General features: G+C 70.4%; 25 protein-coding genes. 21 read left to right on the top strand and 4 right to left on the bottom strand.

All coding sequences use genetic code 11. The features are described 5' to 3' along the window. The first annotated feature begins 363 nt into the window (after positions 1–363). From JUB11_RS14135 to JUB11_RS14060, 16 genes are all read left to right on the top strand, one after another. Entirely contained in the window at positions 364–1,269 is a 906-nt protein-coding gene (locus JUB11_RS14135) for an alpha/beta fold hydrolase (protein WP_207459192.1), read from the top strand. 293 nt (positions 1,270–1,562) lie between these two features. Next, positions 1,563–2,366: a beta-ketoacyl synthase chain length factor gene (locus JUB11_RS14130; protein WP_247887041.1), complete on the top strand. Its 804-nt coding sequence runs from the start codon at positions 1,563–1,565 to the stop codon at positions 2,364–2,366. Then, positions 2,356–3,132 carry a 1-acyl-sn-glycerol-3-phosphate acyltransferase gene (locus JUB11_RS14125; RefSeq protein ID WP_207459190.1) on the top strand — a complete coding sequence of 259 codons (777 nt, stop codon included), beginning with the start codon at positions 2,356–2,358 and terminating at the stop codon, positions 3,130–3,132. Before JUB11_RS14130 ends, JUB11_RS14125 begins: the two co-directional genes overlap by 11 nt. Further along, on the top strand, positions 3,125–3,406 hold the full coding sequence (locus JUB11_RS14120; protein ID WP_207459189.1) for a phosphopantetheine-binding protein: 282 nt from the start codon (positions 3,125–3,127) through the stop codon (positions 3,404–3,406). Before JUB11_RS14125 ends, JUB11_RS14120 begins: the two co-directional genes overlap by 8 nt. Beyond that, entirely contained in the window at positions 3,393–3,641 is a 249-nt protein-coding gene (locus JUB11_RS14115) for an acyl carrier protein (protein ID WP_207459188.1), read from the top strand. Before JUB11_RS14120 ends, JUB11_RS14115 begins: the two co-directional genes overlap by 14 nt. Beyond that, complete coding sequence (locus JUB11_RS14110) at positions 3,631–4,200, top strand: hypothetical protein (protein WP_207459187.1); 570 nt, start codon at positions 3,631–3,633, stop codon at positions 4,198–4,200. Before JUB11_RS14115 ends, JUB11_RS14110 begins: the two co-directional genes overlap by 11 nt. Further along, positions 4,200–5,978, top strand: coding sequence for an AMP-binding protein (locus tag JUB11_RS14105; RefSeq protein ID WP_207459186.1), 1,779 nt, complete (start codon positions 4,200–4,202; stop codon positions 5,976–5,978). The genes JUB11_RS14110 and JUB11_RS14105 overlap by 1 nt, the downstream gene beginning before the upstream one ends. A 7-nt stretch (positions 5,979–5,985) precedes the next feature. Then, positions 5,986–6,393 (top strand): acyl-CoA thioesterase, encoded by a 408-nt coding sequence (locus JUB11_RS14100; RefSeq protein WP_207459185.1) that lies wholly within the window; start codon positions 5,986–5,988, stop codon positions 6,391–6,393. Next, positions 6,390–7,040, top strand: coding sequence for an outer membrane lipoprotein carrier protein LolA (locus JUB11_RS14095; protein WP_207459184.1), 651 nt, complete (start codon positions 6,390–6,392; stop codon positions 7,038–7,040). Before JUB11_RS14100 ends, JUB11_RS14095 begins: the two co-directional genes overlap by 4 nt. Next, on the top strand, positions 7,040–9,385 hold the full coding sequence (locus tag JUB11_RS14090; protein WP_207459183.1) for a hypothetical protein: 2,346 nt from the start codon (positions 7,040–7,042) through the stop codon (positions 9,383–9,385). The genes JUB11_RS14095 and JUB11_RS14090 overlap by 1 nt, the downstream gene beginning before the upstream one ends. A gap of 41 nt (positions 9,386–9,426) precedes the next feature. Further along, positions 9,427–10,065 carry a DUF3261 domain-containing protein gene (locus JUB11_RS14085; protein WP_207459182.1) on the top strand — a complete coding sequence of 213 codons (639 nt, stop codon included), beginning with the start codon at positions 9,427–9,429 and terminating at the stop codon, positions 10,063–10,065. Next, positions 10,062–11,267 carry a beta-ketoacyl-[acyl-carrier-protein] synthase family protein gene (locus JUB11_RS14080; protein WP_207459181.1) on the top strand — a complete coding sequence of 402 codons (1,206 nt, stop codon included), beginning with the start codon at positions 10,062–10,064 and terminating at the stop codon, positions 11,265–11,267. The genes JUB11_RS14085 and JUB11_RS14080 overlap by 4 nt, the downstream gene beginning before the upstream one ends. Continuing rightward, positions 11,264–11,746, top strand: coding sequence for a hypothetical protein (locus JUB11_RS14075; RefSeq protein ID WP_207459180.1), 483 nt, complete (start codon positions 11,264–11,266; stop codon positions 11,744–11,746). The genes JUB11_RS14080 and JUB11_RS14075 overlap by 4 nt, the downstream gene beginning before the upstream one ends. Further along, a complete protein-coding gene (locus JUB11_RS14070) occupies positions 11,743–12,468 on the top strand; it encodes a 3-ketoacyl-ACP reductase FabG2 (protein WP_207459179.1) in 726 nt (241 codons plus the stop codon). The genes JUB11_RS14075 and JUB11_RS14070 overlap by 4 nt, the downstream gene beginning before the upstream one ends. After that, on the top strand, positions 12,468–13,691 hold the full coding sequence (locus JUB11_RS14065) for a beta-ketoacyl-ACP synthase (RefSeq protein ID WP_207459178.1): 1,224 nt from the start codon (positions 12,468–12,470) through the stop codon (positions 13,689–13,691). The genes JUB11_RS14070 and JUB11_RS14065 overlap by 1 nt, the downstream gene beginning before the upstream one ends. 133 nt (positions 13,692–13,824) lie before the next feature. Further along, a complete protein-coding gene (locus JUB11_RS14060) occupies positions 13,825–14,265 on the top strand; it encodes an excinuclease ABC subunit A (protein WP_247887040.1) in 441 nt (146 codons plus the stop codon). Here JUB11_RS14060 and JUB11_RS14055 read toward each other — a convergent pair. After that, positions 14,252–16,072 carry a glycosyltransferase family 2 protein gene (locus tag JUB11_RS14055; protein ID WP_207459177.1) on the bottom strand — a complete coding sequence of 607 codons (1,821 nt, stop codon included), beginning with the start codon at positions 16,070–16,072 and terminating at the stop codon, positions 14,252–14,254. The two genes, JUB11_RS14060 and JUB11_RS14055, sit on opposite strands and share 14 nt — an antisense overlap. Before the next feature lie 206 nt (positions 16,073–16,278). On the opposite strand from JUB11_RS14055, the gene JUB11_RS14050 reads away from it, so the two are divergent. After that, on the top strand, positions 16,279–17,823 hold the full coding sequence (locus JUB11_RS14050) for an NAD(P)/FAD-dependent oxidoreductase (protein WP_207459176.1): 1,545 nt from the start codon (positions 16,279–16,281) through the stop codon (positions 17,821–17,823). Positions 17,824–17,873: 50 nt separating this feature from the next. Here the strand turns inward: JUB11_RS14050 and JUB11_RS14045 are convergent, their stop codons facing one another. Then, positions 17,874–18,224 carry a hypothetical protein gene (locus tag JUB11_RS14045; protein ID WP_207459175.1) on the bottom strand — a complete coding sequence of 117 codons (351 nt, stop codon included), beginning with the start codon at positions 18,222–18,224 and terminating at the stop codon, positions 17,874–17,876. Between the two features lie 261 nt (positions 18,225–18,485). Here JUB11_RS14045 and JUB11_RS14040 point away from each other — a divergent pair, with 261 nt between their 5' ends. The 4 genes from JUB11_RS14040 to JUB11_RS14025 all read left to right on the top strand — a co-directional run bounded on the left by JUB11_RS14040 (position 18,486) and on the right by JUB11_RS14025 (position 20,772). After that, positions 18,486–19,025 carry a peroxiredoxin gene (locus JUB11_RS14040; protein ID WP_207459174.1) on the top strand — a complete coding sequence of 180 codons (540 nt, stop codon included), beginning with the start codon at positions 18,486–18,488 and terminating at the stop codon, positions 19,023–19,025. Positions 19,026–19,159: 134 nt separating this feature from the next. After that, positions 19,160–19,693, top strand: a complete 534-nt coding sequence (locus JUB11_RS14035) for a carboxymuconolactone decarboxylase family protein (protein WP_207459173.1) — start codon at positions 19,160–19,162, stop codon at positions 19,691–19,693. A 166-nt stretch (positions 19,694–19,859) separates the two neighbouring features. Beyond that, the gene (locus tag JUB11_RS14030; RefSeq protein ID WP_207459172.1) at positions 19,860–20,531 is read left to right on the top strand and encodes a DedA family protein; all 672 of its coding nucleotides are present in this window, start codon (positions 19,860–19,862) and stop codon (positions 20,529–20,531) included. Positions 20,532–20,601: 70 nt separating this feature from the next. Beyond that, the gene (locus tag JUB11_RS14025) at positions 20,602–20,772 is read left to right on the top strand and encodes a hypothetical protein (protein ID WP_207459171.1); all 171 of its coding nucleotides are present in this window, start codon (positions 20,602–20,604) and stop codon (positions 20,770–20,772) included. 127 nt (positions 20,773–20,899) lie between these two features. Here JUB11_RS14025 and JUB11_RS14020 read toward each other — a convergent pair whose 3' ends face one another. Together JUB11_RS14020 and JUB11_RS14015 are read right to left on the bottom strand one after the other, a co-directional pair. Further along, complete coding sequence (locus JUB11_RS14020) at positions 20,900–23,623, bottom strand: TIGR02302 family protein (RefSeq protein WP_207459170.1); 2,724 nt, start codon at positions 23,621–23,623, stop codon at positions 20,900–20,902. 264 nt (positions 23,624–23,887) lie between these two features. Next, the gene (locus JUB11_RS14015; protein ID WP_207459169.1) at positions 23,888–26,341 is read right to left on the bottom strand and encodes a ligase-associated DNA damage response DEXH box helicase; all 2,454 of its coding nucleotides are present in this window, start codon (positions 26,339–26,341) and stop codon (positions 23,888–23,890) included. Positions 26,342–26,530: the final 189 nt, after the last annotated feature.

Genomic DNA, 26,530 nt, shown 5'->3' with positions numbered 1-26,530 from the left:
CCTCAACTCCTCGAACCGCCCGGTGCGGACCCGCATGCCGGGTGGTGTGGGAGGGGTGCGGTCCACTAGGATCGCCCCCTATCCCGATTCGGGCTTTGTTTCCGAAGGCACGCAACAACGAAAGCCCGCCCGCGTTTAATCTTGCGGTGAAGCAAGACGCGGTGGGCCATGCGCCGGTTGACCGAGGCAGGTGCGGTGTTGACGGTCGTGTTCGGCCTTCTCGGCTGCGCGTCCCCATCTTTCGACAGCGCTGCCGTCGAAAGGGCTGCGTCACCCGAGGCGCCGTCCACGTTACAGGGCAACAGTATGCTGATGGCGGACGGGCTCCGTCTACCAGTGCATCGGTGGTTACCCGAAGGGCGAGTGAGCGCCGTTTTCGTCGCCGCCCATGGCATGAACAATTACGGCGGCTCGTTCGAAAGCCCGGCCGAACTGTGGGCGACGGCGGGGATCGCGACCTACGCGCCCGACCAGCGCGGTTTCGGGGGCGCCGGCGAACGGGGACGCTGGTACGGATGGCGCCCGATGGCCGGCGACCTGCTGGCGCTCGCCCGCCGGGCGAGGGACGCACATCCGGGCGTGCCGGTGTTCCTGGTCGGGGAGAGCATGGGAGGGGCGGTCGCCACGCTGGCGGCGGCCCATGCGGAGCCTGACCTCCTCTCCGGCCTCGTGCTGTCCGCCCCGGCCATCTGGGGCAAGGGGCCTCGGGCCTCCGCCGTTTACGGGTTGGCAAGGCTGCTGGGCACGGTCATGCCGGGCGTCACAGTCCCGCCATTGGCGGTGGAGGTCGCCTCGACGGACGACCCGGAGGTGCTCGACCAGCTTCGCAACGACCCCCTGATCATCCACCGGACCCGGTTCGACACGCTTGCGGGCATCATCGCCATGATGCGCGAAGCGCGCCTCGCCGCCGACCGCGTGCGCGTCCCGACACTGGTCCTGCTGGGCGACAGCGACCAGCATGTCCCACGTGACGGAGTCGCCACACTGGTGGAGGAACTTCCCGGCAATACGAAGGTCGCGCTCTATCCGGAGGGCCGTCACCTCCTGATGCGTTCGCTGAACGGTGACATCGTGGTTTCCGACATCGCAGCTTGGGCACTGCGCAACGAGCGTCTGCTCCCCTCCCGGGCGGATGCGCGGGCCCTGGCCTGCCCGGACCTCGTGCGCGACCCGGCGCGGCCTTGCGCGGACGCCATGGTCGCCGTCGGACCAGGGGGCGGCGGGCCGGCACAGGTCGCGACCATGCCGCTGGCCGGACCGGAATGACGGCGGGTTGAATCGCACCGGAGAAGGGGCGAAGGCAGGCTTTCGGTCTGGCCGCCCTTCCCCGGCGCAAACCCGGAAAGGTTAGGGTAAAACAACCTTAAGGCGCAGGCGCCCCATGATCAGGACATCCTTCGCCTTATCGTTGGAAAGCCCTCCAATCGCCCTTTCTGCTTCAATGCCGGAACATTTCGACGCTTCGATTGCAGGCGCGAAACAGGACTCTTCATGGAATATAAAGGAAGACTGTGGCATGATGGCGCGCAACCATAACAAGCACGCCCAAGCCCCCGCGCATGACTTCCAAAGGTCTTCCCATTCTCCCGGCTGTTGATGGTGGCGTGATCTCGATCAGGGCGCTGCCGATTACCGTGCGTGGATGGTCGGCATGGGCGCCTGGCTTTGAGAGTTCCGCGGATTGGTTTCGCTGGGCGGGGGCCGAGGCGGACGCGGCTCCATCCGGCGCGGGCACCGCGACGCCGATCCCGATGATGCTCCGCCGGCGCACCACGGCGCTCGGTCAGAAGATGATCGCAGCACCGCTGGCTTGCGGAACGGTGGCGACGGCGCGTTACGTGCTGGCCTCCCGCCATGGGGAGATGACACGGACGGTGGGCATCCTTCAGGCGCTTGCCTCGGGCGAACTGCCGTCCCCGGCGGAGTTCAGCATGGCCGTCCATCATGGCCTTGTCGGGCTCCTGTCGATCCATGCCGGGAACCGGCTCGGCCACACGGCCATCGCCGCCGGACCGGACAGTTTCGGCTTCGGCCTGATGGAAGCCGCGGCGTCGCTCGCCGAGAATCCGCAAGAGCCGGTCATCCTTCTGTACGGCGACGAGCCACTGCCGGGCGAATATGCCGCTTTCCGGGAGGCGGGGGAGAGCCATCTGCCCTTCGTGCTGGCTCTGGCGCTCGAAGCCGCGCCGGCCGACCCGGACGGGGAGGGCGACCACATTCTGTTCCAGGCGCTGCCGCAAGTGGCCGGGGTGTCGCCCACGGCGTCCGCCGCCCATGACTTCCTCCGCTTCCTGCTGTCGGGATCGGCCTCGGCCAATTCCGACGGCGAGCGCATGAGCTGGGTGTGGCACCGTGGCGTTTGAACGTCTGGACCGTCTCTGGCGGCTGTTCGGAACGGGCTTCGCCTTCGCCTTCCTGTTCGGGGGCGGGGTGGTGCTGGCCGTGCTTGCCTTCCCGGCGGTCCGGCTGGTGACGCCGGCCGGGCCGAAGCGCCGGGAGCGGAACCAGTACCTCATCCATCTGAACTTCCGCTTCTACGTCTGGATGCTGCAGGCATTGCGCATCATCGACCTGGAGGTCGAGGGGGCCGAGCGGCTGCGCGCCGGGTCCGGTCGCATGGTCGTCGCCAACCACCCGACGCTGCTGGATGTGGTGCTGCTGATGGCGCTGCTGCCGCGTGCCCAATGCATCGTGAAGAAGGAGCTGTGGGACAGCCCTTATCTGGGTGGCACGGTGCGCGGGGCCGGCTACATCCGCAACGACCTCGAGCCCGAGGCGCTGCTGGAGGCTTGCCGCGCCGCCATGGCCGAAGGCAACGACCTGATCATCTTCCCGGAGGGGACTCGCACCGTTCCGGGCGAGCCGATGCGCTTCCGCCGGGGCTTCGCCAACGTCGCGACCTTCCTCGAAGCGCAAATTCAGCTTGTCACGATAACATGCCAACCGCTTACTCTCATAAAAGGGGAGAAGTGGTGGCAAATCCCACCGCGCCGACCCTTGTTCCGTGTGGTGGTCGGGGATTGCCTCGACGTCAGGGACCAGCTCGGCTGCGAATACCGGTCGCTCGCGGCCAGAAAGCTCGTGCGTTCTCTCGAAGAGTATTACGTGGAAAAACTCTCCCATGGATGAACTGGAACTCAGGATCAAGCGGCTGATCGTCGATGCCCTCAAGCTGGAGGACATCGCGCCGGAGGACATCGACAGCGAGGAGGCGCTCTTCGTGGAAGGGCTCGGGCTCGACTCGATCGATGCGCTCGAACTCGGCGTAGCGCTGCGCAAGGCCTTCGACATCAAGGTCGATTCCGTCAGCGACGAAGTGAAGCGGCATTTCATGAACGTGCGCAGCCTCGCGCGGTTCATCCGTTCGCAGCAGATGGAGAAGGGCGATCATGCTGTCGCGTGACCAGATTTACGAAAAGCTGACCGGCTATCTCGAGGACATGTTCGAGGTTCCGGCCGAGAAGGTCTCCATGAACGCCCGGCTGTTCGAGGACCTGGACCTGGACAGCATCGACGCCGTCGATCTGGTGGTGAAGCTTCAGGAACTGACCGGCCGCAAGTTCAAGCCGGAGGAGTTCAAGAGCGTCCGCACCGTCGGCGACGTGCTCGACCGGGTGCATGCGCTCGTTGAAGCCTGACCGCCGGAGCCTGGGTGCCGCGGCCCTGGTGGCCGCCAGCCTTGCGTACCCCGGTCTCGTCTATGCCGGACGGGATTGGGTGCCGCCGCTCGCCTTCGTCGCGGCGGCGCTGATGATGCTCGCCCTCCGCTTCGCCACCCTGCGGACGGAGGAGGCGCGGCTCTGGCGCACCCTCCTGGCGGCGGCAGCCGTCACCGTCGCCCTGATCGCGGCGCTCGACGCTGCTCTGGCCGTGAAGGTCTATCCGGTTGCCCTGAGCCTTGCCGCCGCCGCGGTCTTCGGCCTGTCGCTCCGTCATCCGCCGAGCGTCATCGAACGGATCGCCCGCCGCATGGAGCCGGACCTGCCGCCCGAGGGGCAACTCTACTGCCGCAAGGTCACGCTGGTCTGGACCGTCTGGTTCGTGATCAACGCCCTGGTCGCCTCCGCTTTGGCTCTGGCCGGGCGTGACGAGTTGTGGGCGTTGTGGACCGGGCTGCTGGCCTACGCCGTCATGGGGCTGCTGTTCGGCGGCGAGATGATCGTGCGCCGCCGCGCCCGCCGCCCGGCCGTGGCCTGATGTCCGTCGTCACGGCATCCGCGCGCATCCCCCTGCCGCGCCTTTTCCTGGAGGGCCGCGCGCCCGACGCTCTCGTCGCGGAGTGCGGCGGAGGGATCGTCGGCCATGGCCGGTTCCGCGCCGACGTCGCGGCCAACGCCGCGCGGCTGCGGCGGAGCGGCTGCCGGCGGGGGCTGCTGGTGACGCGTGACGCCTATTGGGGTGCCGTGGGGCTGCTGGCGCTGATGCAGGCCGGGGCGGAGGTGATCGTGCCGCCGAATGGTCAGCCCGGCACCCTGGCCGCCCTGGCCGGCGCCTGGGACCATCTGGTCAAGGACCTGCCGGACGGTGCGTCGCCGCACGGGGATACAGGTCCCGCCCTGCTTCTGCGGGCGGGTGGGGAGGGGGCCGACGCCCCGCTCGCGGCCCTCGATCCCGCCACGCCGCTGAGCTTCTTCACCTCCGGCTCGACCGGCGCGCCCAAGCGCATCAACAAGACGCTCGCGATGCTGGAAGCCGAGGCCGAAGCCATCGAGAAGCTGCTCGGCGGCTCCGTGCCGGCGGACGGCTGGATACAGGCTACCGTGTCGCACCAGCATGTCTACGGCCTCGCTTTCCGCCTGGGCTGGCCGCTCTCCAGCGGGCGCCCCTTCGGCGGAACCACCCATGAACTCTGGGAAACAGCACTCGCCTCCCTCACGCCGGGCGCGGCGCTGATCACCAGCCCCGCCCATCTCGGACGGCTCGACGGCATCGCGCCGCTGGCTGCCGGCCTGCGCCCCAGCCTTGTCCTGTCCGCCGGGGCGCCCCTGCCGGAACCCGCCGCGCGGGCCGCCGCGGCTCTGTTCGGCGTGCCCACCACCGAGATCTTCGGCAGCACGGAGACCGGCGCCGCCGCCTGGCGCCTCCGCGACCGGCGGGATCCGCCCTGGTCGCCTCTGCCCGGCGTGAGCGTGGAGCGCGACGGGCAGGGGCTGATGCGCGTGCGGTCGGCCTACGCTCCCGGCGGTCTGCATGTCGGCTCCGACCTCGTCGAGTTGGACGAGGCGGGTGGATTCCATTTCCGCGGACGGAATGACCGCATCGTGAAGATCGAAGGCAAGCGGGTCAGCCTGCCCGAGGTGGAGGAGCATCTGCGCCGGCTGCCCTGGGTCGCCGACGCCGCGGCGCTGCCCCTGGGCGAACCGCCGCTTCTCGCCGCCGCCGTCGTCCCGAGCGCGGAGGGTGCGGCCCGCCTCGCGGAACTCGGCCCTTTCCGTTTCGGGCGGCTGCTGCGCCGCTCCCTGTCCGAAACGCAGGAGCCCGCCGGGCTGCCGCGCCGCTGGCGCTTTCCCGACCGGCTGCCCGCCGGTACGCTCGGCAAACGGCGCGCCGCGGACATCAAGGCGCTTTTCGAAGAGGATGCCATGGACCGAGTGCCATCGACTCCGCCGGCGGCCCCGCCGGCAAGGCCGACCGAACCGGAGGTCCGGGCCGTGCGCCCCGCCGGCGACGGCGCCGTGGAACTGGACCTGCACATCCCGCCGGACCTCGCCTATCTCGACGGCCATTTCCCCGGCATGCCCATCGTCCCCGGCGTGGTGCAGATCGACTGGGTGGTGCGGCTGGCCGCGCGTCATCTGGCGCTCGCCATCGACGGCGCCCAGTCCTTCCAGGTGAAGTTCCGCCGCGTGACGGTGCCCGGCGTGCCGGTGACGCTGACCCTGCGGCGGACCGGCGCCCGCCCCCGTCTGGCATTCGAATACCGGGCGGGGCAGGAGATTCTGACCTCCGGCTCCGTCGCCCTGCCGTTCGCGTGAACCAACCATGATTTCCGCCGAAGTCGCCATCCAGGCGCAGTTCTACGATCTCGATCCCATGAACGTGGTCTGGCACGGCAATTACGTCCGCTACCTGGAGCAGGCGCGCTGCGCGCTGCTGGACCGGATCGGCTACAATTACCCGGACATGCAGGCGTCGGGCTTCATCTGGCCGATCGTGGACATGAACCTGAAATACGTCCGTCCCGTCCGGTTCGGCCAGGTCATCATCGTCCAGGCGACGCTGGTCGAGTACGAGAACCGGATGAAGATCGACTACCGCATCCGCGACCAGGCGACGGGCGAGCTTCTGACCAAGGCGCGCACCGTCCAGCTCGCCGTGTCCGCCGAGACGGGGGAGCTGTCCTTCGACTCACCGCCGGCGCTGATCGAGAAAGTGCGGAGGCTGCTGTGACCCGCCAGAAGGCCCTGATCCTCGCGGTTCTGCTGGCCGCGCTGCCGGCCACGGCCCCCGCCGCGCAGCAAGGCTCGGCACCCCCCGTGGCCGGGGCGGCCACGCTGGCCGAGGGGCAGCTCCTGCGCGGGCGCTTCGAGCAGGAGCGTTTCCTCAAGGGCTTCCAGGCCCCGCTGAAGAGCGGCGGCACCTTCCTGCTGGCGCCGGGCCTTGGCCTGATCTGGCGGACCGAGACGCCCTTCGCCGTCGTGACGGTGATGAGCCCCGGCGGCTTCCTCCAGGAGGCGCAGGGGCAGGAGACGATGCGCATGCCGGCCGCGCGGCTTCCCTTCATGGCGCGGCTGTACGGCATGATGAGCGGCGCCCTGACCGGGGACTGGGCCGCGCTGTCGGACATCTTCTCCGTCACGCGCGAGGATGGCGGGCCGGGCCAGCCCTGGCGCCTCCGGCTGGAGCCGCTGAAGCCCGGCGACCCGAACATGCCCGTCCGCTCCATCACCGTCAGCGGCACGCGCTTCGTCGAAACGCTGGAGGTCATGAAGCCGGAGGGCGACCGCGACCGCATCACGCTGCTGGATCAGCGCCTCTCGACCACGGCGCCCACGGCGGAGGAGGCGCGGCTTCTTGCCCGGCCGGGCGCACCCTGATGCTGCGGCTGGCGGCCCTGCTCTGGCTCGCCCTGGTCGTGCTGGCCGGCGGCTACATGGCCTCGCGCCTCCATGACGGGCTGACCTTCCGCACCGATCTCCTGGCGCTGCTGCCGCGCGAGGAGCAGGATCCCGTCCTGCAGCGCGCCAACGACGCGGTGGCGGGCGCCCTGTCGCGGCGCGTCGTGGCGCTGGTCGGCGCCCCGTCCCGCGACGCCGCCCGAACCGCCGCCGCCGGCATCGAGGCCGACCTCTCCGCCACCGGCCTCCTGCTCCCCGCGGGGGGGCGGCTGGACCCGGAGAGTCTGAAGCGGCTGGGCGCCCTCTATTACCCGCATCGCCGGGGCCTGCTGGCCGAGGATGACCGAACCCTGCTCGAAGCCGGGCGCGGGGAGGACGTCGCCATGAAGGCGCTCGCGCAGGTGTTCGGCGTCGGGGGCGTGGCCGACGCCAGCCTGCTGCGCGGCGATCCCTTTCTGCTGCTGCCGGGCTTTTTCGCGGGGCTGCCCTTCCCGTTGTCGCGGCTGTCGCTGGACGAGGGCATGCTGACGGCCGTCGAGGAAGGCGTGACCTGGATCCTGGTGACCGGCACGCTCGCCGGCGCACCTTTCGCGCTGGACGTGCAGGAACGGTTCGTTGGGGCCTTCGACGCGTCCGTCGAACGGCTGCGGGCGGCGCAGCCGGACCTCCGGGTCAAGCGGCTGGGCGCCGTCTTCTTCGCGGAGGCCGGATCCCGCACGGCGATCCAGGAGGCCTCCACCCTGGCGACCCTTTCGACGCTCGGCGCCATGGGCCTTATCCTGCTGGTGTTCCGGCGGGCGACACCGCTGCTGCACAGCCTCCTTGCGCTCGGGGTTGGGCTGCTGGTCGGCTTTTCCGGAAGCCTCGCCCTGTTCGGCGAGTTGCATGTGGCAGCATTGCTGTTCGGCAGCAGCCTGATCGGTGTCGCCGTGGATTACAGCCTGCATTACAGCGCGACCATGTTCGACCGTAGCCCGGCCACGCCGGCCGAGCGGCTGGCGCATGTCTTCCCCAGCATCCTTCTCGGCCTGCTCACCAGCCTGATCGGCTATGCCATGCTGGCCGTCGCCCCCTTTCCAGGATTGCGGCAGATCGCCGTCTTCTCGATCCTCGGCCTGTCCGCCGCCTTCCTGACCGTGGTTCTCTGGCTGCCCCGGCTGGACCGGGCGAAGCCGCTCCGCCATGGCGCCACGCTGTTGAGGACCGCCGCCGGGCTCTGGGGATTCTGGAGCGACGCGCGCCGGCGCCCCCTGCACATCCTGCTGGCCGTTGCGGCGGTGACGGTCCTCGCAATGGGCGCCATGCGCTTCCGCGCCGACGACGACGTGCGCCGGATGCAGGCGCTGAACCCCGCGCTTGTCGCGGAGCAGGCGGCCATCCAGTCCATGATCGGCGCGACCACGGCTCCCCAGTTCCTGCTGATCGAAGGCGCGGACGATGAAGCCGCCCTGCGCCGGGGGGAGGCGGTTGCCCCGCTCCTCGCCCGGCTGAAGCGGGAGGGAGTGCTGTCCGGCTACCAGATGCCGGCCGCCTTCGTCCCGTCGGCAGAGCGCCAGCGCGCCAACCAGGCGCTCGTCCGCACCGCCCTGGAGCAGCCCTTCCTCGCCCGCCAGCGCGCGGCCCTCGGCATGCCTGGCGAGGAGGGCGGACAGGCCGGCGGCAGCGGCGAGGTCCTGACGCTGGAGCGGGCGCTCGCGGGCGAGGCCGTCCCCCTCCTGCGCGAGCTGGTCCTGGCGCCCGGTCTGCATGTGGCGACCTTGCAGGGCCTCGCCCGGCCCGACCGGCTGCGGGCCGAACTCGCCGGGGTGCCGGGCGTGCGGCTGGTCGATCCGACGGCCGATTTCAGCGCCCTGCTTGCCAAGTACCGGGAGCGGGCGCTGCTGCTGACCGGCCTGTCGGCGGTCGGCATGTTCCTGGCGCTGGCCTGGCGGCTGGGCCGGCGCCGGGCGCTCCGCGCCATGCTGCCTCCGCTCGCCTCCGTGCTGCTGACGGTGGCGCTGCTGGCCCTGATCGGGCATGCCTTCAACTTCTTCCACGCCATGGCGCTGGTGCTGGTGCTGTCGATCGGGGTCGATTACGCCATCTTCTGCGCGGAGAGCGGGGAGGAGCACCGGGCCGTGACGATGCTGGCGGTGTGGCTGGCGACGCTCACCACGCTGCTGTCCTTCGGCCTTCTGGCGGCGAGCGTCGTGCCCGCCGTGCACAGTTTCGGCGCCACGATGTTGATCGGGATGGCCTTCGCCTTCTTTTTGGCACCGCTCGCGGCACCGGATCGGCAGAAATCTTTACCTGCGGTGGGTACAACGGGCGGCGAGTTGGTGTAAGGTCCCGCGCCGTTCGCAGCGGCAGAACCTTTCGAGTACGAATGATGGCAGGAATCTGGGCAGGGGTGGCGGTGGCGGTGTTGCTTGCGGGCTGTGCCGCGGCGGTGCCGGCCCCTTCGCCGGACAGCCCTTCGCCGGACAGCCCTTCGGCGGAGGCGCGGGCGCCGCTGGTGGCGCCGGGCGAGCGCCTCGACCTGCCGCGCCCGGCCGACCTCGGCCGCTCCGTCGAGGCGGTGCAGATGATCACCGCCCGCCATGGCGACCGCACTTACGTTTTCGAAGGCCATCTCAGCGTCACGGCGGAGCGGCTCGTCCTGGCGGGGCTGGACGGGATGGGGCGGCGCGCCATGACCATCACCTGGACCGGCGACGACACCAGGGTGGAAACGGCCCCCTGGCTGCCCGAGGGGCTGCGGCCCGGCAGCATGCTGGCCGACCTTGTCCTGCTCTACTGGCCCGAGGCCGCGGTCCGAAGGGCGCTGGCGCCGACGGGGGGAGAGCTGATCGCCGAGACGGACCGGCGCACCGTGCGGATCGACGGCCGCGACGTGCTGCGCGCCACCTACGGCTGGCCCGCCGGCGGTCCCTGGACGGGGACGCTGCGCTACGAAAATCTCGGCTGGGGCTACGCGATTGAGGTGCGGTCCGTGGAGGCCCAAACCGTGGGACTCGCGCCATGAACCAATCCTTCGGCATCCCGCTCATGGGGCTCGCGACGCCCATCGGCACGGGCAGGGAGGCGGTCGCCCCCGCCCTGTTCGCCGGCACGCGCGCGGGCCTGGTCCCCCGCGACAGCCTCGTCCCCGGCCGGACGGTCCATGTCGGCGCGGTGGGCGCGCCGCTGCCGCCGATCCCGGACGGGCTGGACCTTTACGCCTCCCGCAACAACCGGCTGATGCTCGCCGCCCTGCGGCAGATCGAGCACGGCGTCCGCGCCGCCATCCGCCGCCATGGGCCGCACCGGGTCGCCGTGGTGCTCGGCACCAGCACGGCCGGGATATTGGAGGGCGAGGAGGCCTACGCCGCCGTCCGCCGCGACGGCGCCTGGCCGGCGGGCTTCCACTACCGCCAGCAGGAGACGGCGAGCCTTGCCGAGTTCGTGGCGCGTGCACTCGGGGTGACCGGCCCGGCCTACACGGTGTCCACGGCCTGCTCCTCCGGCGGTAAGGCCTTCGGGTCGGCGCGGCGGCTGATCCGCGCCGGGCTGGCCGACGCCGTGGTGACCGGCGGGGCGGACACGCTCTGCCGCATGACGATCGGCGGCTTCGCCTCGCTGGAGGCCGTTTCCGCCGGGCAGTGCAACCCGTTTGCCGCCGGGCGCGACGGCATCAACGTCGGGGAGGGCGCGGCGGCCTTCCTGCTGACGGCGGAGCCGGCGGAGGTGAATTTCCTCGGGCTGGGTGAAAGCTCCGACGCGCACCATCTCAGCGCCCCCGATCCGGAAGGCGGCGGGGCGTTGCGCGCCATGCAGGCGGCACTCGCCGACGCGGGGCTGGCGTCTTCGGACATCGCCTACGTCAACCTGCACGGCACCGGAACGCCGCTGAACGATTCGATGGAGGGCAAGGCCGTCCACGCGCTGTTCGGGGCGGAGGTCCCCTGCAGCTCGACCAAGGGCATGACTGGCCATACGCTGGGCGCCGCGGGCGCCGTCGAGGCCGCCTTCCTGTGGCTGGCCCTGCACCGGGAGCACAACCCGGAGGGATTCCTCCCGCCGCATCTGATGGACGGGAAGGCCGACCCGGCCATCCCGCCGATCCGGCTGGCCGGGAGGGGCGAGCGCCTCGCCGCGCCGGACGGGGCGGCCGCCATGCTCAGCAATTCCTTCGCCTTCGGCGGCAGCAACGTCGCCCTGCTGTTCGGTCGGGAGGACCGGTCATGAAGCCCTGTCCGCACCCGGTCGAAGCGCTGCTGCCGCACGCCCCGCCGATGATCCTGATCGACGAGGTGACCGGCATCGGCGAGGGCGTGCTGTCGGCCGCCCTGACGATCCGGCCCGGCATTCCCTTCTTCGAGGCGGGGCGCGGCGTCGCCGCCCACGTCGCCATCGAATGGATGGCGCAGGCCTGCGGCGCCTATGTCGGGGCCGAGGCGCTGGAGGCGGGAGCGCCTGTCCGGCTCGGCCTGCTGCTCGGCACGCGGAGCTTCGAGGCCACGGTGGCCCGCTTCGCCGAGGGGGAACGGCTCGCCGTGACCGTCTCGCTGGTGTTCCGGGACGAGGAGATGGGCGTGTTTGACTGCGTCGTGGCGCGCGCGGGGGAGGACGGCGGGAACGGAACGGCGCTGGCGAAAGCCCAGCTCACCGTCTATCAGCCGGAGGATGCGCGGGCGATGCTGATGGCCCAGGGGGCAGGGGAATGAGCAGGACGATTCTGGTGACCGGGGCCAGCAAGGGGATCGGGCGCGCCATCGCCGAGCGGCTGGGGCGGAACGGCTTCACGGTGGCGGCCCATTACGGGCGCGACCAGGCCGGTGCCGAGGCGACGCTGGCGGCGATCCTGGAAACGGGCGGCGCGGGCCGCCTGATGACCTTCGACACGGCGGACCGGGCGGCCTGCCGCGCGGCGATCGAGGCCGACATCGAGGCGAACGGACCCTATTATGGCGCCGTGCTGAACGCGGGCATCGCCCGCGACAACGCCTTTCCGGCCATGCCGGACGAGGACTGGGACGCCGTGCTCGACACCAACCTGGACGGTTTCTACAACGTGCTGAAGCCGCTGGTGATGCCGATGGTGTCGGCACGCAAGGGCGGGCGCATCGTTACGCTGTCCTCGGTGTCCGGCCTGATGGGCAACCGGGGGCAGGTGAACTACAGCGCCGCCAAGGCGGGCATCATCGGCGCCACCAAGGCGCTGGCGATCGAGCTTGCCAAGCGGAAGATCACCGTCAACTGCGTGGCGCCGGGCATCATCGAGACCCAGATGGTCGAGGAGATGCACCGGGACGAGGCCATGGCGATGGTTCCCATGCGGCGGTTCGGCACGCCGGAGGAGGTCGCGGCGGTGGTCGGCTTCCTCTGCTCGGACGAGGCAGGCTACATCACCCGCCAGGTGATTTCGGTGAACGGGGGCATGTTCTGATGCGCAGGGTGGTCGTCACGGGCATGGGCGGCGTCACCGCCCTGGGCGAGGACTGGCCCACCATCCGCGGGCGCATGCTGCGGGGGGAGACCGGCATCCGCACCATGACGGAGTGGGAGCGGTTCGAGGGCATCAACACCCGCCTCGCCGCCCCCGTGACGGGCTTCTCCGTGGACGCCCGCTACCCGCGCAAGAAGACCCGCACCATGGGGCCGGTGTCGCGCATGGCCGTCTACGCGACCGAGCGCGCGCTGGCGGATGCGGGGCTGACGGAGGAGCCGGTCGTGAAGGCCGGGCGCTGCGGCATCGCCTACGGTTCCTCCTTCGGCAGCCCGGCGCCGGTGATCGCCTTTGCCGAGCTGATGACCCAGGGCACCTCGAAGACGCTGAACGCGACCAGCTACATCCAGATGATGAGCCACACGGCGGCGGTGAACATCGGCCTGTTCTTCGGCGTGACCGGTCGGATCATCCCGACCTCCACCGCCTGCACTTCGGGCAGCCAGGCCATCGGCTACGCCTACGAGGCGATCCGCTGGGGCAAGGCCGACGTGATGATCGCCGGCGGGGCGGAGGAACTGGACGTCACGGAATCGGCGGTCTTCGACACGCTGTTCGCGACCTCCACCCGCAACGACCGCCCGCACACCAGCCCGCGCCCCTACGACCGCGACCGCGACGGGCTGGTGATCGGGGAAGGCGCCACCACCCTGATCCTGGAGGAGCGCGAGCGGGCCATCGCGCGCGGCGCGACCATCCACGCGGAGATCGTCGGCTTCGCCTGCAACTCCGACGGCAACCACGCGACGCAGCCCCAGGCATCGACCATGGAGGTGGCCTTGCGCATGTCGCTGGAGGATGCCGGGCTCGCCCCGGACGACATCGGCTTCGTCAACGGCCACGGCACCGCCACCGAATGGGGCGACATCGCCGAGACCGCCGCCACCAACGCGGTGTTCGGGGAGCGGGTCCCCATCCATTCGCTGAAGAGCTATTTCGGCCACAGCCTGGGCGCCTGTGGTGCCTTGGAGGCCTGGCTCGGCATCGAGATGATGCGCGAGGGGATGTTCGTGCCGACCGCGAACCTGGAGGTCGTGGACGAGCGCTGCGCCCCGCTTGATTACATCATGGGGGAACCGCGCCGCATCGAGACGGACCATCTGATGTCCAACAACTTCGCCTTCGGCGGCATCAACACGTCCCTGGTCCTGCGCCGCGCCTGATCCGGCGCGGAGTCTGAGCAACGCTTCTCCTCCGCGAAAGGCCGGCTTCGCGCCAGGGATGTGTAATTTCTGGCGCACAACCTGTTTTTGAGCCAGACTGGCGGCGATTGTTTCGTGATTGGGGATTTGAAGCATGAAGCGCCACCTTTCCGCCGTCCTTCTCGCGGCGGCTTGCGCGTTCGCCCTTCCGGCGCAGGCCCGTGACGAGCGCGGGATGTATTCGATCGTGGAAGCGCTGAACACGCCGGAAGCCCGTGAGAGGCTCGACCAGGGCGTGAAGCTCTATTTCGGCGCGCAGAGGGCGCCGAGGCAGAGCCGGGATTTCGGCGAGTGGAAGACCAACAAGAAGACCAACGCCGTCGGCAAGTCCGACAAGGAAGCCTGCCAGTGGGCCTTCCTGAGCGCCGTTCTTGAGATGCAGGAGCGCGCCCGCAAGGAAGGCGGGAACGCCGTCGTCGGCATCCTGAGCAACTACAAGAACACCGAGACCAGCAGCGAAAGCGAATTCATGTGCGGGGCCGGCAACATCATGGCCGGCGTGGCGCTCAAGGGCAAGGTCGTCAAGCTGAAGTGAGCGGGCGGACCCGGTCCGGCGCGGCGGCGGGAACCGTCCCGTCCGCGCCGGGCGCGTCCGTCGCCGCCGGGGTTCCCTTTGTTCCGGCGCCGGGCGGAAGCGCCCAGAAGTCGTAGAAATTGTACCATTGCAGGGGCGCGCTCAGGCAATGCTCCTCGAGCCGGCGCGCGTAGCGGGCGGCCAGTTCGGTCAGCGCCGCGTCCTTGTTCCGGCGGGGCAGTTCGATCCGGTCGGAGAAGTGCTCGAAGCGGACGACATGGCGGTCCCCCTCGCGCAGGCAGAACATCAGGAAGACCGGGCATCCCATGAGTGCCGCCAGCACGTAGGGTCCCTGCGAGAAGGGCGCGTCCTGGCCGAGGAAAGGGACGAGGCTGGTGCGGGCCTGCCCCATGACCGGGGTGCGGTCGCCGGCGATGGCGATCCACTCGCCACGCTGCACGCGGTTCGTCAGGTCGATGGCGGTGTCCGGCCCGACCTCGGTCACCTGGATGGTGTGGTCCTCGACGTCCGGGTTCACGGACTTGAGCAGCCGGTTGTAGAGCCGGGCGTGCCGCGTGTGCAGCAGCACGTTCATGGGCCGGTTGAACCGTTCCGTCAGCCGGGCGCGGCAGAGTTCCGCGTTGCCCAAGTGGGAGACGATCAGCAGGCCGCCCCGTCCGCCGGCGGCGAGCCGCTCGATCTCCTCGCTTCCGGCGACCTCCAGGGGGCCGGTCCGGGACGGGTCGTCCCAGGCGGCGAAGCTGTCCAGCGCCTTGGTCGCGAAGGTCATATAATGGCGCAAGGAATCCAGCCGGCCCGGCGGCGGCAGCCCCTTTGCCGCATGGACCCGCCGCAGATAGTCCATCGAATGGCGCCGGCCCGCCCGGTCGGTCAGGTGGAAATAGGCGACGATGGGCCAGAGCGCCGCGATGCAGCCCCGGCGGCCGATCAGGCGGTGGATGGCCGATAGGATCCGCATCCCGAGCCAAGCGCCGCGTTCGCCGACCGCCGCCCAGTGCAGGGCCGCCCCATCCGGTGCCGCCCCCTCTTTTGCTGCCGTGCGCGGCGGCCGGTTGCGCAGGACCGACGGCAGGCGCAGGAGCATGGTGCAGACCAGCCGCGTGTGCATGCGCGTGATCAGCCAGTTGTCCTGAAGCAGCCGGAAGTTGGAGGTGTTGTCCGGCGGGTAGACGACCGGCACCGGCACATGGACCGTCGGCACGCCGCGCCAGAACAGCCTGACCATGATCTCGGTGTCGAAATCCATGCGCCGGCCCACCGTCTCGGAGTCCATCACCGCCAGCGTCGGGGCAACCGGGTAGACGCGGAAGCCGCACATGCTGTCGGCGATGCGCAGCGACAGGGTTTCCACCCAGACCCAGACATGGGTCAGCCAGCGCGCGATCTGGCGCGAGCGCGGCACGGACCCGTCATAGATCGGGCGGCCGCTGACGAGCGCGCCGGGATTTGCCCGATGGGCGGCGATCAGGGCGGGCAGGGCGCCCGCGTCGTGCTGCCCGTCGGCGTCCATCTGGAGGGCGTGGGTGAACCCCCTCGCCAGGGCGCGCCGCAGCCCGGCGGCGACGGCGGCACCCTTCCCCTGGTTCGGATCCAGCCGGATCACCTCGACGCCGTCCTCGGGAGCGTGCAGCGCGGCGATGGCCGTCCGGGCCGGGTCGTCGCTGCCATCATCCACCAGAATCACCGCCAACCCGTGGGCGCGCAGCCCCTCCACCACCTTGGGCAGTGCCTTGTGGTGGTTGCGGCTCGGCACCACCGCGCACAGGTTGGGGGCGCTGGGGTCCGCGGAAGGGCGCTCTGACGGCATGATGGCTCCGGAAGGCGGGACGGAATCCGGCCCGGTATGGGGTCTGCTATCCTCCAGCCGCGCGGACCGGTCAAGCGGAGACGCCGTGACATCCGGTCCCGGCGCTGCTCGGACCGGACCGTCACGCGTGCCAAGCGCACGAGAAAGTGGTAAGCGTTCGGCCGAGCCTTTCCGGATCCGCGCCCCGCCTTCGGTTTCCAGCCCTCATGACCTCTCATCCGACCGCAGGCCGCGACGAGCATGGCTGGCCGACCCTGTTCTCGCTTCCCTGGCCCCGTGACGAAGACCGCCATCATGCCGTCGTCGTCGGCGCCGGCATCGGCGGACTGACGGCAGGCGCCCTCCTGGCGAGCCGCGGTTGCAAGGTCCTGGTGGTCGAGGCGCACGACCGTCCCGGCGGCTACTGCTCCTCCTGGCTCCGGAAGGTGCGGGGGCGGGACGGGCGGGTGGGGCGCTTCATATTCGATGCCGGCGTGCAGGACATCAGCGGGCTCGGGCCGCGCGGCCCGGTGCGGCGCCTGCTCGCCGCGCTCGGAGCGGAGAGGCGCATCGGCTGGCACCGGGTGCGCCACCGCTACCTTCAGGACGGGCTCCGGCTCGACATTCCCGACGATCCCGCCGAATTGCCTGGGCGCCTCGCCGCGCTGTTCCCGGGGGAGGCCGAGGGGATCGCGCGATTCCTGTCGGAGATCGAGGCGGTCTACCGCGACTTCTACAGCGATGTGGACCAGACCGGCGGGGTGCCCGTGCCGCCCGAAACGGCGGAAGCGATGCTTGCCTGGCCCGGCCGCCACCCGCACGCCTGGCGATGGATGCACCAGCCCTACGGCGCGATGCTGGACGGTTTTTTGTCCGACGCGCGGCTGAAGCACCTGCTGACGACCATCGCCGAATACGTCACCGATCAGCCGGAGCGGCTGAGCGTGGGCGAGATGGCGCCCCTGTTCGGCTATTACTTCGAGGGCGGCTTCTACCCGGCGGGCGGATCGCAGAAGCTGGCCGACCTGCTTCGCGCGGTGATCGAGGAGAACGGCGGGCGGGTGCTTCTGAAGACCCGCGCCGACCGCATCCTCGTCGAGGAAGGGCGGGCGGCAGGCATCGTCACCGCGGGCGGCGTCGCGCACCGGGCACCGCTGGTCTTCGCCAACAGCGACGTCGTCCGTACCCTGTCCGGCCTGATCGAGCCGGCCGGCCTGCCGCGCCGCTACGCGCAACGGGTGGGGAGCCTGCGCCGGGGGCCCTCCGCCATCCTCATGAGCCTCGCCGTGCATGGGCTGCCCGACCTGCCCGCCCGCGTCTTCCTGAGGACGCCGGAGGGGCTGCATTTCGGCATCGGCAACCCCAGCGCCGTCGATCCCACGCTGGCGCCGCCGGATTGCGCCGCCCTGACCCTCCTCTGCCTGATGTCGGAGGAGGAGGCCGCCCGGTGGTTCGGCACCGAACGGAGGGAATATCGGGCGAGGAAGGAGGCCTTCGGCGACCGGCTGACCGAGGCCGCGGAGCAGGCCGTGCCCGGTCTGCGCGGGCGGGTTCTCTACCGTCAGGTGGCCAGCCCCCCGACCTTCGCCCGCTACGCCCTGACCGAGAACGGCAACATCTATGGTGCTGCGCGCGGGCAATGGTGCCCGCCCGTCCGGTCCCCGATGCCCGGCCTGATGCTGGTCGGCGCCGGCTGCCAGAACGGGCCGGGAGTCGAGGCGGCGGTGATTTCCGGCATGAGGGCGGCCAACCTGGTTTTTCCACCGGGGTGACGCAACACCACGGCATTCCCAACGGAAAGGGCGCCCGACGAGGGCCGTCCTCAGCGGTCGGCCTGACCGTTCAGCCCACGGCTCTTCTGGGCGGCGAGGGTGGTGTGGCCCGCCCCGGTGAGCCGGACGGCCTGTGGGTCCTCGGCGCGCTCGATCAGCCCGTCCTCGATCAGCGAAGGGATCGCGGCGGCATCGCCCGTCTCGAGAAGAGGAGAGTCCTCGACCATCCGGATCGGCGTGGCCCAGCCGAGGCTGCGGTCCATGATGAAGGCCAGCACGCGGATCTGCACTTCCGTCAGCAGGCGGACCGGTTCCTGTTCGGATTCCTGCCGCGCCGGCTTTCCGGCGCCGGTGTCTTGGCCACCGGTGTTTCGGGGGACGAACCGAAGGCGCGGCTGCATGACCTGGAAAATTCCCTTCCCGCGGAACGTGGCCCTGGCCGGCGGCCCCGCGTTTTGTTGCGTTGCATCACTGCGCCCGGCCAAGCTTCATGTCAAGTTTGTAACCCGGTTTGGAACCCTCTTGGAGGTTGCCGTTCCAGCCGCAATCCATCGTGTCTTTCTATCGCAGCGTTGCGAAAAAACGATTTGACCGCTCACCTCGATCCGGGCATTTTTAGACCGGTTCTAAACAAAGCAGCCAATCAATAAGGAGCAAGGCGCATGTTGACCGTTGGCGATAAGTTTCCGGAATTCGATCTGACCGCGACCGTCTCGACGGACATGAAGAATGCGTTCGCGCAGATCAGCAACGAGTCCGACGCCGGCAAGTGGAAGGTCTTCTTCTTCTGGCCGAAGGACTTCACCTTCGTCTGCCCGACCGAGATCGCTGCTTTCGGCAAGCTGCACAGCGAGTTCACTGACCGCGACGCCGTCGTGTACGGTGGTTCGACCGACAGCGAGTTCGTGCACCACGCATGGCGCGTGCACCACGAGGACTTGAAGGACCTGCCCTTCCCGATGCTGGCCGACATCAAGCGCGAGCTGTCGACCGCTCTCGGCATCCTCGACAAGAACGCCGGCGTCTGCCTGCGCGCCACCTTCATCGTCGACCCGGAAGGCATCATCCGCCACGCCTCGGTCTACGACCTGTCGGTCGGCCGCAACCCGCAGGAGATCGTCCGCACCCTCGACGCCCTGCAGACGGACGAGCTGTGCCCCTGCAACTGGAACAAGGGCGAGCAGACCCTGAACGCCGCCTAAGCCCCCGCTAGGCGGTTGCGGACGGACGGGCGCCCATCACCCCCACCCCCCGAAGGGTGTCCGTCCGTCTCCGCGCCCCGTTCTTTTGCTGTTTTCAGAATTCCCATTTCCGAGACTCCGAGGATTTGCCCGCGATGAGCATCGACGCGCTGAGGGGCACGCTGCCCGACTACGCCAAGGACCTGAAGCTCAACCTGTCCACGGTGCTGACCTCGCCGAACCTGACGCCGCAGCAGGCGTGGGGCACCGCCGTCGCGTCGGCCATCGCGTCGCGCAACGACGCCCTGATCAAGGCCGTCGCCGCCGACGCCGTGGCGCATCTGGAGCCGGCGGCGTTCAACGCCGCCAAGGCCGCCGCCGCGATCATGGGCATGAACAACATCTACTACCGGTTCGTGCACCTGTCCGGCCACCCGGACTTCAAGACGCTGCCGGCCCGCCTCCGCATGAACATCATCGGCAACCCCGGCGTCGATAAGCTCGACTTCGAGATGTGGTCGCTCGGCGTGTCCGCGGTCAACGGCTGCGGCATGTGCATCGAGGCGCACGAGCGCGAGGTTCTGGGCAAGGGCGCCACGAAGGAGGCCGTTCAGGACGTGGTCCGCATCGCCGCCGTCCTGCACGCGGTCGCCGTGACGCTGGACGCGGAGCGCGCGCTGGCGTCCTGACGCCCCGCACCGCGGCATTGTCTGCAAAAACCCTTCTCCCGCCGGGAGAGGGGTTTTTGCTTTTCCGGATCCGGCGTTTCCGGCGGGCACACGCCCCGATGGAACCGGCACGGGATGTTCCTTGTTCCTGTTGTCCCTCTATCGTTTGGAACATCGGCGGTTCATCATGGATGGCGGCGGTCTGACGGGCTGGCTGGTGGATGTGCTCCACTCGTTCCATTATGTCGGCATCTTCCTGCTGGTGATGCTGGCGCGCGTGATCCCACCGGTGCCGGCGGAGTCGGCGATCCCGCTGGCCGGCATCGGGGCCGCGACTGGCGAGTTCAACCTGTTCGCCGTGGCGCTGGCCGGCGGGCTGGGCTCGCTCGCGGGCCAGCTCGTCTGGTTCCTGCCCAGCCGGCTCCTCGGCCGCGAGCGGCTGGAAGGGTTCCTGCGGCGCTGGGGCCACTGGCTCACCATCCGGCCCGACAAGGTGCGGTCCACGACCGAATGGTTCGCCCGGCGCGGCTGGATCGCCGTGCTGCTGTCGCAGCCGGTGCCAGGCGTGCGCACGCTGATTTCCATCCCCGCCGGCATCTGCCGGATGTCGATCCTCCGATATTGCCTGTGGTCCGGCGTCGGGTCCTTCCTGTGGACGCTGGTGCTGGCCTGGAGCGGCTACATGCTGTCGGCATGGCCGCTCGCCTACCGGCTCGTCGGCTGGTTCACGGTCGGGCTGCTGGTGCTGCTGGTGGGCATCTACCTGTGGCGGCTGGTTCAGCATTTCCGCGAGGCGCGGATGGAAAAGAAGACCGCCGCCCCTCGGCCGGCTCCGCCGAGCAATGTCCGGATGGTATAGGCCGTTGCAGACGGCCCGATTCGGCGTAACATGATGTTCGGTTGTCCACATCATGAAAGGAGGTGATCCAATGTCTCATGGAGCCAATCCGGTCGTTGCCGCCCTGTTCGGTCTCACCGTTCTCCTGACGGCGGGGATCGCCAGTGCAGAGTGCTCCCCGACGCACAGCGCCAAGGCGCAGACGCCGGCCAGCGACACCACCGCTCAGCCGACGAAGCCGTCGGGCAGCAACGCCGGCTGACGACCGGCAGCACCATGTGGAACGGGCCGCTCCCCAGGGGGCGGCCCGTTTTTTCTTGCCCATTTTCCGAAGCGCCCTTTCCGAGGCGCCGTGCCCCGGCCCCGGCACTCCGGGGCTGGCCGCGCGGTCAGAACTGCTTCAGCAGCCGGTCGATGTATTCGCGCTCCATGCGGGGACGGTCGTATTCACCGGAGCGGCGGCGCAGCTCGTCCAGGATCTCGCGGGCGCGCTGCAGCTCCGACTGCTCGGGGACCTTGACGTCCTCGCCCTGGACCGTGCCGAAGCCCGATGGGCGCCGGCCGAGCGGGTCACGGCCGCGCCCCTGCTGCTGGCCCCGGCCCTGCTGCTGCCCCATCATGCCGGGCATGGGCTGGCCCTGCTGGCCGGGCTGACCCTGCTGCCCCATCATCTGGTTCATCAGCTGCTCGGCGAAGCTCTGCATGCCCTGCTGCAGCTCGTCCATGGCCTGGGTCTGGGAGGGCACGGCGTCCCAGGGCTGGCCCTGCTGAAGCGCCTGACCCGAATCCCGCATCGCCCGCTCCGCCCGGCCGAGCGGGCGCGGGATCTCGCCCATCATGTCGCCCATCTGCCGCATCATCTCGCCCAGCTCGCGGCGCAGGGCCTCCTGCTGCTCGGCCTGCTGCTGGGACAGCGGGCTGCCCGGCTGTCCCCGCTGGTTCTGGCCGCGCTGCCCCTGCTGGCCCTGCTGCCCTTGCTGCCCCGGCTGGCGGCCGCGCGGGCTCTGCTGGCCCATCTGGCCCTGCATGTCCTGCTGCTCGTTCGGCCCGGCCATCTGCTGCTGGGAGTTCTGGAAGGTCTGGTCCAGCAGCTCCTGCTGCTTGCGGGACAGCTCCTCCAGCTGGCGCATCATGTCCCAGGCCTCGTTCTGGCCCTGCTGCGGCTGCATCTGCGCCATGGCGCCGGAGCGCATGTTCTCCATCATCTGCTGGAGCTGAGACAGCATCTGGTGGGCGGCGTCGCGGGCGCCCGTTTCCGCCATCTCCCGCATCTGGTCCATCATCTGCTGGAGGTCGTTGCGGTCCACCATCTGGTCGGCCATCTGCGGCGGCACCATGGGCATCGGCTCGCCGCGCTCCATGGCCTCGCGCATCTGTTGCTCCATGGCGTCCAGGAACTCGTCCATGGCGGTCTGAAGCTCGTCCATGAGCTTCTTCAGCTCCTCGTCGGACGCACCCTTGTCGAGCGCCTCGGCAAGGCGCTCCTGCGCGTCGCGCAGGTTGCGCTCGGCCATGGAGAGGCCGCCGTCCTCAATGCGTAGCGCCGTCTCCCACAGGAGCTGCTGGATCTCGGGAACGGCCTTTGCGCTGTCATCCAGCATCAGCCGGGCGACGGAGGTCCGCATGGCCAGGAAGGCCACCGGATCGCCGGCATAGTCGCCGACGCGCGAGGAGATCTCCGACAGGGCGCGCGCGACCTCGGTACGGGCGTCCGGGCGGCGGGTCAGCGTCTTGCGCTCGGCGACGATGGCGCGGGCGATGGGGTGGTTGAAGACGCGTTCCGGCAGCGTCATCCGGACGTCCTCGGTGCTGCCGGTCTGGCCGGCGCCGTCGGTGGCGACGGCCCGCACCATCACGTCCAGCCCGGCCCAGGGGTGGGCCGTCAGGTCATGGAAGGAGGCGTTCCGCATCTCCTTCGGCCGCAGGCCCGAGACGGGCAGCGCCAGCCGGATCGGCTCGCCGGCCGGTGGAGGTGCCGCGGCGGGAGCGCCGCCGTTCTGGTCGGCCGGCGGCGGCGCCAGCCGGACGTCGGCCGACACTTCGGCGATGCCGTAATCGTCGCGCGCGGCGACTTCCAGCCGCAGGGCGGCGCGTTCCCCGGCGGCCGGCGGGGCGACCCAGGCGATGGAGGGGGGAGCGTCCGGCGTGACGGTCACGTCCCAGGAGCCGAGCGTCCGGCCGCCCTGGGTCACGGCGATGCGGTCGCCGGACAGGAGCGGCTGCTGGATCTGGAAGGTCGCGGAGTCCACCGCCTCGAAATCGGCCGTCTTGTCGCCGGCCTGGAGCGACGGCGTGCCGCTGCCGCCGGTGACGCGGGCCAGCACGAGGCTGCCGGCGGGGATGGCGATGGCCCGGGGCGCGGCCGGCGCTCCGGCATCGCCCGTGGCCGCGACCGTTGCGTTGGTGTCGCCGCCGGATTTCAGGAAGACCGGGGGAAGGCCGGTGTGCTCCGGCGGCGTCACCCAGAGGTCGAGCGTCGCGGCGGCCGTTCCGGCACTGCCGGCCACGTTCGGGCTGAAGGCGGCGGCAAGGCGCGGCGCCCAGTCGCCCCAGCTGGCACCGGCGGCGACGAACAGCAGCAGCGCCACCAGGGAGCGGAGCGCGTAGCGGTCGTGCGCGGGAACGTTCGGGCGCGGCCAGGACACCCGCAGGCGGCCCAGCGCGGCGCGCATGCGCTCCTGGTGCAGGCGCCACAGCTCGGCGGCCAGCGGGTCGCCTCCGGCCACACTGTCGCGCAAGGCGTTCAGGGGGCGGTGCGGCAGCCCGCTGTCCCGCTCCAGCCGGCGGCGCGCCGTCGCCTCGTCCGGCACGGCGAAGCCGCGCAGGCCCCGGTAGAGGGCGAAACCGATGGCGGCAAGGAAAAGCAGCAGCGCCAGCAGGTGCAGCCAGCCCGGCAGCAGCCCGAAGACGCCGGACAGCGCCGCCGCCAGGAAGGCGCCGATGATGGTCACGCCCAGCCAGACGGCCGGCCAAAGCCGTTCCCAGGTCAGGGCCGCGCGGGCCTGCCACAGGCGCAAGGCCGGCGCCTCCGGGGCGCCCGTGCCCTTGCCGCCGTTCCCGTCGCGGGAGAGGATCTTCCAGGGGAAGCGGTTCCGCTCTTCGCCGTCGCTCATGCCGCACTCCCGTCCCGATGCGCGCCCCCAAGTCGGGGCCATGCCCGCCGGCGCATGTCAGGATATAGGCGGCCGACCGCGCCTTGTCGCGGGCGGCCCGCATTTCGTTGAAGGACAGACCGTCAGAAGACCATCCGTCCATGACCAAAATATGGCCGTCCCCTTTGGGATGGCTTGGGGGCGGCGAAGGGGATCGTGACGGCTCCGCACCGCGAAGGGAAGGGGGCAAAGGGACGGGTGGCGAGAGGCCGGCTGGCGCCAAAGTCATGGGGCCGGTTCCCCCAGCTCCGGCATGGCCTCGTCGACGAGGTCGGCGGCGGCCAGGGCCAGCAGCTCGTCGGTGGCGCTGCCCTCCACCCGCTCCCGCCCGATCTCCAGGATCACCGGCACCGCGAGCGGGGAGACGCGGGGGAGGTCCTTGTGCAGGATCCGCCCGCGGATCCGCGCCAGGAAGTCGGACAGGCGCCGCACGTCGGTCAGGCCGCCGGCCGCGTCGGCCCGCGTGGCGCGCAGCAGCACATGGCCGGGGTCGTGCTTGCGCAGCACGTCGTAGATCAGGTCGGAGCTGAAGGTGACCTGCCGCCCGGTCTTCTCCTGGCCCGGATGGCGGCGGTCGATGATGCCGGTGATCAGGGCGACGTTGCGGAAGGTCCGGCGCAGCATGGCGGATTCATCCATCCAGGCCTCCAGGTCGTCGCCCAGCATGTCCTGGTCGAACAGCGCGTCCATATCGTCCGGCGAGCGCAAGGACCAGACCGCCAGCGCGTAGTCGCTGGCGACGAAGCCCATCGGCCCGAGATCCAGCCGCTCCATCCGCCGTGTCAGCAGCATGCCCAGCGTCTGGTGCGCGTTGCGCCCTTCGAAGGCGTAGGCGACGAGATAGCGCCGGTCGCCGCGCGGGAAGGTCTCGGCCAGCAGCCCGTCGCGCGAGGGAAGCGCCGAGCGAAGCCGCTGGAGCTGGAGCCACTCCCGCACGTCGGCGGTCAGCCCGCCCCAGGCGGCGGGTTCGGCGAGCATGGCGCGCACGCGCCCGGCGAGCTGGGTGGACAGGGGCAGACGCCCGCCGGCATAGGCCGGCACCTTCGGGTCGCCCGTGCCGCCGCGCGCCACCTGCACCTCCAGGTCGCGGATGCCCAGGAATTTCAGGAGCTGGCCCGCGAAGAGGAAACTGTCGCCGGGGGTGAGGCCCTGGACGAAATACTCCTCCACCTCGCCCAGCACGGGCCCTCGCGGCAGGCGCACGCGCAGCATCGCCTCCTGCGTGATGGTGCCGACATTCAGCCGGTACTGCCGCGCCACCGCCGGCCCGGAGATCGCCATGCGCCCGTCCTCCGCCGGGACCAGCCGGCGGAAACGCTCGTAGGCACCGAGCGCGTAACCGCCGGTGGCGACGAAATCCAGCACCGCGTCGAACTCGGCGCGCGCGAGCCCGGCGTAGGGGGCCGCATTGACCACCTCCGCATAGAGATCGTCGGGGAGGACCGGCCCGGCGCAGGCCACGCCCAGCATGTGCTGGGCCAGCACGTCGAGCCCGCCCTGCCGGGGGCGGTCACCGTCGAGCGTGCCGTCGCGCACGGCATCGACGGCGGCGCGGCATTCCAGCATCTCGAACCGGTTGGCGGGGATGAGCAGGGCGCGGCTCGGCTCGTCCAGCCGGTGGTTGGCCCGCCCGATCCGCTGCACCAGCCGGCTGGCTCCCTTCGGCGCACCGATCTGCACGACCAGGTCCACCGCCGCCCAGTCGATGCCGAGGTCGAGTGAGGAGGTCGCCACCACCGCGCGCAGCGCGCCGGCGGCCATGGCCGCCTCCACCTTGCGGCGCTGCTCGGCGGCGAGCGAGCCGTGGTGGAGCGCTATGGGCAGCGAATCCTCGTTGCGCCGCCACAGCTCCTGGAAGACCTGTTCGGCCTGGGCGCGGGTGTTGACGAAGACCAGCACCGTGCGCTGGCGGCGGATGCGCTCGTACAGCTCGCCCATGGCGTGGATGGCGAGCCGGCCCGCCCAGGGCAGCCGCGCCCTGGTTTCCAGGATCTCGATCTCCGCGGCCGCCCCGGCGCGTCCCTGCACCAGACGCACGTCATCGGCGTCGGCGCGCCCCGTCCGCGACAGCCAGGCCAGCAGATGGGCGGGTTCGGCGACCGTGGCGGACAGGCCGACTCGCCGGGCCTCGGGCGCCAGCCGGGCGAGCCGCGCCAGTCCCAGCGCCAGCAGGTCGCCGCGCTTGGTCCCCGCCAGCGCGTGCAGCTCGTCCAGGATCACGCAGCGCAGCCCCCGGAACAGATCGGGCGCGTCCGCGTAGGAGAGCAGCAGGGCAAGGCTCTCCGGCGTGGTCATGAGGATCTGCGGCGGCTTCGCCCGCTGACGCCGCCGCTTGGAGTCCGGCGTGTCGCCGGTGCGCGTCTCCGCCCGGATCGGCAGGCGCATCTCGGCGACCGGCTCCTCCAGGTTCCGCTGCACGTCCACCGCCAGCGCCTTCAAGGGCGAGATGTAGAGGGTGTGCAGGCCCTCGCGCGGGCGTTCGGACAGGTCGATCAGGCTCGGCAGGAACCCCGCCAGCGTCTTGCCCCCGCCGGTCGGCGCGATCAGCAGCGCGCTCTCCCCCCGCTCCGCCGCCTCCACCATGGCGAGCTGGTGCGCGTGCGGCGCCCAGCCGCGCGACCGGAACCAGCCGGCGATGTTCGGGGGCAATGGGCTTGGGCCGGGAGTGGGAGGGATCATGCGTACGGAAGTCTCAAGGGGCAGGGACGGAGTGAAACAGTTTGGACCAGGAAAACGCTTTCGGCTTCGTTCGGGCTTCCCCTCCATGTTCGAACCGACGCTTCCGTGATGCCCGAAAACCGCTCTACGAAAGGGGGGTAGCGCACGGTGACAATATGTGGCGAAAAATGCTTTGAATTGAATCAATGG

The sequence above is a fragment of the Azospirillum sp. SYSU D00513 genome (assembly GCF_017356015.1).
Taxonomy (GTDB): domain Bacteria; phylum Pseudomonadota; class Alphaproteobacteria; order Azospirillales; family Azospirillaceae; genus Azospirillum.
This window is presented reverse-complemented; position numbering and strand designations above follow the sequence as displayed.

Excerpts from the sequence above, each read along its gene's own strand:
- JUB11_RS14055 (WP_207459177.1), bottom strand. The coding sequence starts at position 16,072 with ATGCCGTCAGAGCGCCCTTCCGCGGACCCCAGCGCCCCCAACCTGTGC.
- JUB11_RS14045 (WP_207459175.1), bottom strand. The coding sequence starts at position 18,224 with ATGCAGCCGCGCCTTCGGTTCGTCCCCCGAAACACCGGTGGCCAAGAC.
- JUB11_RS14090 (WP_207459183.1), top strand. The coding sequence starts at position 7,040 with ATGCTGCGGCTGGCGGCCCTGCTCTGGCTCGCCCTGGTCGTGCTGGCC.
- JUB11_RS14100 (WP_207459185.1), top strand. The coding sequence starts at position 5,986 with ATGATTTCCGCCGAAGTCGCCATCCAGGCGCAGTTCTACGATCTCGAT.
- JUB11_RS14115 (WP_207459188.1), top strand. The coding sequence starts at position 3,393 with ATGCTGTCGCGTGACCAGATTTACGAAAAGCTGACCGGCTATCTCGAG.
- JUB11_RS14060 (WP_247887040.1), top strand. The coding sequence starts at position 13,825 with ATGAAGCGCCACCTTTCCGCCGTCCTTCTCGCGGCGGCTTGCGCGTTC.
- JUB11_RS14105 (WP_207459186.1), top strand. The coding sequence starts at position 4,200 with ATGTCCGTCGTCACGGCATCCGCGCGCATCCCCCTGCCGCGCCTTTTC.
- JUB11_RS14075 (WP_207459180.1), top strand. The coding sequence starts at position 11,264 with ATGAAGCCCTGTCCGCACCCGGTCGAAGCGCTGCTGCCGCACGCCCCG.
- JUB11_RS14040 (WP_207459174.1), top strand. The coding sequence starts at position 18,486 with ATGTTGACCGTTGGCGATAAGTTTCCGGAATTCGATCTGACCGCGACC.
- JUB11_RS14035 (WP_207459173.1), top strand. The coding sequence starts at position 19,160 with ATGAGCATCGACGCGCTGAGGGGCACGCTGCCCGACTACGCCAAGGAC.
- JUB11_RS14015 (WP_207459169.1), bottom strand. The coding sequence starts at position 26,341 with ATGATCCCTCCCACTCCCGGCCCAAGCCCATTGCCCCCGAACATCGCC.
- JUB11_RS14080 (WP_207459181.1), top strand. The coding sequence starts at position 10,062 with ATGAACCAATCCTTCGGCATCCCGCTCATGGGGCTCGCGACGCCCATC.
- JUB11_RS14070 (WP_207459179.1), top strand. The coding sequence starts at position 11,743 with ATGAGCAGGACGATTCTGGTGACCGGGGCCAGCAAGGGGATCGGGCGC.
- JUB11_RS14030 (WP_207459172.1), top strand. The coding sequence starts at position 19,860 with ATGGATGGCGGCGGTCTGACGGGCTGGCTGGTGGATGTGCTCCACTCG.
- JUB11_RS14050 (WP_207459176.1), top strand. The coding sequence starts at position 16,279 with ATGACCTCTCATCCGACCGCAGGCCGCGACGAGCATGGCTGGCCGACC.
- JUB11_RS14065 (WP_207459178.1), top strand. The coding sequence starts at position 12,468 with ATGCGCAGGGTGGTCGTCACGGGCATGGGCGGCGTCACCGCCCTGGGC.
- JUB11_RS14020 (WP_207459170.1), bottom strand. The coding sequence starts at position 23,623 with ATGAGCGACGGCGAAGAGCGGAACCGCTTCCCCTGGAAGATCCTCTCC.
- JUB11_RS14085 (WP_207459182.1), top strand. The coding sequence starts at position 9,427 with ATGATGGCAGGAATCTGGGCAGGGGTGGCGGTGGCGGTGTTGCTTGCG.
- JUB11_RS14130 (WP_247887041.1), top strand. The coding sequence starts at position 1,563 with ATGACTTCCAAAGGTCTTCCCATTCTCCCGGCTGTTGATGGTGGCGTG.
- JUB11_RS14025 (WP_207459171.1), top strand. The coding sequence starts at position 20,602 with ATGTCTCATGGAGCCAATCCGGTCGTTGCCGCCCTGTTCGGTCTCACC.
- JUB11_RS14120 (WP_207459189.1), top strand. The coding sequence starts at position 3,125 with ATGGATGAACTGGAACTCAGGATCAAGCGGCTGATCGTCGATGCCCTC.